Origin of the sequence: Segatella paludivivens DSM 17968 = JCM 13650, from assembly GCF_000373185.1 — a bacterium.
In the GTDB taxonomy this organism is placed as follows: Bacteria; Bacteroidota; Bacteroidia; order Bacteroidales; family Bacteroidaceae; genus Prevotella; species Prevotella paludivivens.
On record NZ_KB890668.1, the window covers coordinates 1 to 3,915 of the forward strand.

General features: G+C 46.2%; 4 protein-coding genes and 1 pseudogene. 4 read left to right on the plus strand and 1 reads right to left on the minus strand.

What is annotated here, in order from left to right:
- The first annotated feature begins 388 nt into the window (after window positions 1-388).
- The 3 genes and pseudogenes from B045_RS0110955 to B045_RS15680 all read left to right on the plus strand — a co-directional run.
- Window positions 389-1,267: a tyrosine-type recombinase/integrase gene (locus B045_RS0110955; RefSeq protein ID WP_025884468.1), complete on the plus strand. Its 879-nt coding sequence runs from the start codon at window positions 389-391 to the stop codon at window positions 1,265-1,267.
- 407 nt (window positions 1,268-1,674) lie between these two features.
- Entirely contained in the window at window positions 1,675-2,274 is a 600-nt protein-coding gene (locus B045_RS15140) for a DUF3575 domain-containing protein (RefSeq protein ID WP_081618630.1), read from the plus strand.
- A 26-nt stretch (window positions 2,275-2,300) separates the two neighbouring features.
- Window positions 2,301-2,543 (plus strand): annotated as a pseudogene (locus B045_RS15680) (DUF3868 domain-containing protein); the annotation flags it as partial.
- Here B045_RS15680 and B045_RS15685 read toward each other — a convergent pair.
- The gene (locus tag B045_RS15685) at window positions 2,538-2,828 is read right to left on the minus strand and encodes a hypothetical protein (protein ID WP_238312273.1); all 291 of its coding nucleotides are present in this window, start codon (window positions 2,826-2,828) and stop codon (window positions 2,538-2,540) included. The pseudogene B045_RS15680 and the gene B045_RS15685 sit on opposite strands and share 6 nt — an antisense overlap.
- Before the next feature lie 390 nt (window positions 2,829-3,218).
- Here B045_RS15685 and B045_RS15690 point away from each other — a divergent pair, with 390 nt between their 5' ends.
- Window positions 3,219-3,770 (plus strand): tetratricopeptide repeat protein, encoded by a 552-nt coding sequence (locus tag B045_RS15690; RefSeq protein WP_240470568.1) that lies wholly within the window; start codon window positions 3,219-3,221, stop codon window positions 3,768-3,770.
- Window positions 3,771-3,915 lie beyond the last annotated feature (145 nt).

Genomic DNA, 3,915 nt, shown 5'->3' on the forward strand with positions numbered 1-3,915 from the left:
CACTGATTAGTTTTATCAAACATTAAGATTGACAGTCCTAAACAGCATGGATAGTTCAAAAAAACTACATACAAATAATAAATATAATAGAATCAATTTGAAAGTGTGAAAATACAGAGTGGTGGATATTTATTTTACCACCACCGCTTAACTGCTTATGAGATAGGTAATTAAGTGAAAAGGTGGCGGACTTTCCGTTTTTTACAAACTTTTTTTATTTTTCTTTATTTTGTCTACNGTCATCCCCCGGCTATTGACAGGAGTCCGTTTCAGACAGATTGATACCAGTTTCCTATCAATATTTTATTCATGTTTTTTAATAAGTCCTCCTTTGTTAATCGTCTTTGGTGTTGTAACTTTGTGTCTGAATTTTTAAACTTATTTTTAGATGCAATTATCATTTTCATCATTCGCATTGAATTGCGTGTATGACCTTAAACGGGACGGGCGCTTTTCCACGGCCAGCCTTTACAGTAACTCAATCCGTTCCCTGTGTGAGTATCTGGGACGGGACAGTATCGGATTCAGCGAGATCAATCCCTGCCTTCTTAAAGGCTATGAGCAGTACCTGTTTCGCAGCAGGCACAAACTCAACACTATCTCGACCTATATGCGTATGCTCCGTGCCATCTATAACAAGGCAATGGATGCAGGGCATACGAAATACGTCCACCATCTGTTCCATAAGGTCTATACGGGTATAGACAAAAGCCACAAGAAGGCACTTGAGATGCCGCAGCTGAGAGTCCTTCTGAATGGAGTTGTCCGCAGCCGTGTCCTGAACAAGGTGCAGCAGACTGCATGTGTCATGTATAAACTTTGTGGTATGCCCTATGTGGACCTTCAGCAAATTAGCATGGATTCCATTACTGACGGCGCGCTGAGCTACTGCCGCCGCAAGACGGGCACGAGCGTGAACGTTCCTGTGAATGGGGACATCCTCAGAACCCTGCGTGGCCTTGATCTTGGCAATTCAGATATGAACACCGAGTCTGGCTACCGCCGTTACCAGTCGTCGCTGAGGAAGTTCAATGCAGGTCTTTCACGCCTGGCAAAAAAGCTCGGCATAAAGGGGCACGTCTCTTCCTATACGCTCCGCCATTCATGGGCCACGACAGCCCTTCACAGCCATGTGCCTGTAGAACTGATCAGTTCGGCTCTTGGCCACAGCGATATCAGAACCACCCAGATATACCTGAAGGGTTTCAACGTGGGGGAGATAGAAAAGGCGAACCGGAAGATACTCCGCTATATGGAAAGTATGTGACCTGTGCATACACTCAGCAGCCGATGATCCTGTTGAATTCAATAGGATACATGGACAAGAACACCGCTGAAAGTATCACTCGGAAAAATAAAAAAAATAGCCATTACTTTGTAAGTAACGGCTACAATCTATCACTGCGCAAATATAATCATTAATTGATTAATTCAAATGATAATTCACAATAATTAACTAAATACAAAAAGAAATATAGCAAATAGGACGAATTGAGTTATAACGTGTTTAAATCTAAACACATTTTATTTATTATGTAATATATATACCGACAGCTTCAGGATGCCTTCATTCCACGGCTCGCCGCTGTCTTGTCCAGTTTTTGATGCTCCTATTCCAGAATCCTTTCTATTACTTACAAAGTAACAGAACGTATATATAGAATAGAAAAATTGATGACCAGACTCAATACTCATAGTCCGAAATTAAAGAAAAGTGATATTAAATTAAAGTTATTCCTACTTTTACTTATATCCCTTGTATCATTGCGCCTTCACGCGCAATATGTCGCACTGAAGTCCAATCTGGTCTACGATGCCATAGCCGTGCCTTCGCTCGGTTCCGAGGTGCGCCTTGACAGCACCCTTACATTCAGTCTTAGTTCAACCTATTGTCCCGTCTCATACGGTGGCACCCGGAAGTGGAAGAACTGGTCGGTGCAGTATGAGCTGCGCCACTGGTTCCGCAAGGCTTTTAATGGTCCCTTTGTCGGCGTATGCGGCATCAACGGCGGCTTCAACCTGAACCGCATCCCCTTCTTTGGTCTTTCTCATCACCGTGCCGAGGGTAATTTCAACGGTGCGGGGCTAAGCTTCGGTTGGCACAGGATACTTTCTCCCCACTGGGGAATTGAGACATCCGTCTCTGCGGGCTACCTGCATCTGCGTTACCGCCATTACCGTGACGGTCGCTATGGCTACCTTGAATACACAAAGAGCAGCGACTATTTCGGTCCTGTGGGACTTTCGGTGTCGCTGGTCTACATAATAAGATAATAACAATGAAATATATTTATAGAGAAATGAAACTATTACAATCTGCATTCTTTCTTCTTGCCTTCTGTGGAGTAGCATCCACAGCATCCGCCCAGACTGTCTACGGCGGACAGATCTACGTNAACTCCGAGAACTTCACCCGTCAGGGCGACCTTCTNCGTGTGCGCATGAAGGTAAGCTATGACAGCAGCGTGGTAGGCAGCTGTGAGTCGCTGACCTTCACTCCAGTGCTTAAGACAGACAGCGCCGTCTCAGTGCTTTCCTCAGTGGTCATCAACGGCAGAGAGCATGAGCGTGATGCTCACCGCACAGAAGTCCTTTCCGACAATCGCCGCAACATGCCCATCGTTGTCAAGGACAGCCATGCCGCCAAGCGCTACTTCATCTACGACACCACCGTTCCTTATAAGGACTGGATGCAGGACTGCCGCATGTATGTAGAGAGCGAGGAGCTTAACTGCACTGGTCACCGCGGCCATGTCTACGAGGACCTTGTGCTGAAGAATATCTACCTTCACGACATGAGCAACGATAATCCCGACCCGAACGTACATTATTATAACCTGATGGACTATGTTCAGTTCCTTCAGCCTCAGGGCTCAGATATTGATAAGTTCCACCGCAGCGGTGAGATACCTATCTTCGGCAACAAGNCNCTNGCNAANCTCAGTGGNAGCAGGTTCAACCGCACCGTGTTCAACACCATCGCCTCNGANGTNAANAGNGAGCTTCAGCGCTATGGCACCAGCCTTGTTGGTCTNCGCATCAACGGCTNCGGTGCTCCNATNGGCAACTACCGCCGCAANGAGAGTGAGGCAATGGAGCGTTCNCTTGATTTAAAGAAGTACCTGATGAAGCAGAAGCTCACCAACCGCAACGACCTCACCGTAGGCTGGCTTGCAGAAGACTGGGACAGCATCTCTTCGCTTGTAGCGGGCAGCGGCATGAATCTTCGCGAAGCTGTTGTAGACATCATCAAGAGCATCGACGTAGTCAACGGTCGTGAGCGTGAAATTCAGAACATCGGTCACGGCATGCCCTATGAGTATATGAACCGTTTCATCTTCCCCAAGGTCTATCGCATCAAATATACGCTGACGTTCCGTCACGATGGCTTCGACAGCAACTCTGCTATGCAGCATCTTGGTTCAAACCCTGCCACAATGACGCTGGGTGAACTCTATGCCACAGCCGGATTCTATAAGAAGGGTTCTCGCGAATACAACGATATCGTGGACCTCACCGCCCGCCTCTTCCCTGACAATCCCGAGGCAAACATCAATGCAGCGGGTGTGGCTCTGACACGCAACGATGTAACCCTTGCCCATAAATATCTCAAGCGTTGGGAAACAGATCCAAGAGCTTATTGCAATATGGGCCTCCTTTACCTTAGCGAGGGCAATCGCGATAAGGCTGAAGTTTATCTGAAGATGGCAAAGGCTGCCGGAGTAATGCAGGCAGACAAAGCCCTTGTAGAACTGATGAAGATGAAATAAAGGAATAAAATAAATAAAGAACAAAACGCAAAAGAATATAAGGATTAAATATAGTATTAATAATTAAAAAGAAATAAGATTATGAGAATTAAAACCATCATGACCGCCTGCCTTGCAGTGCCTGCATTGTCAGTGCTGTGCCTAA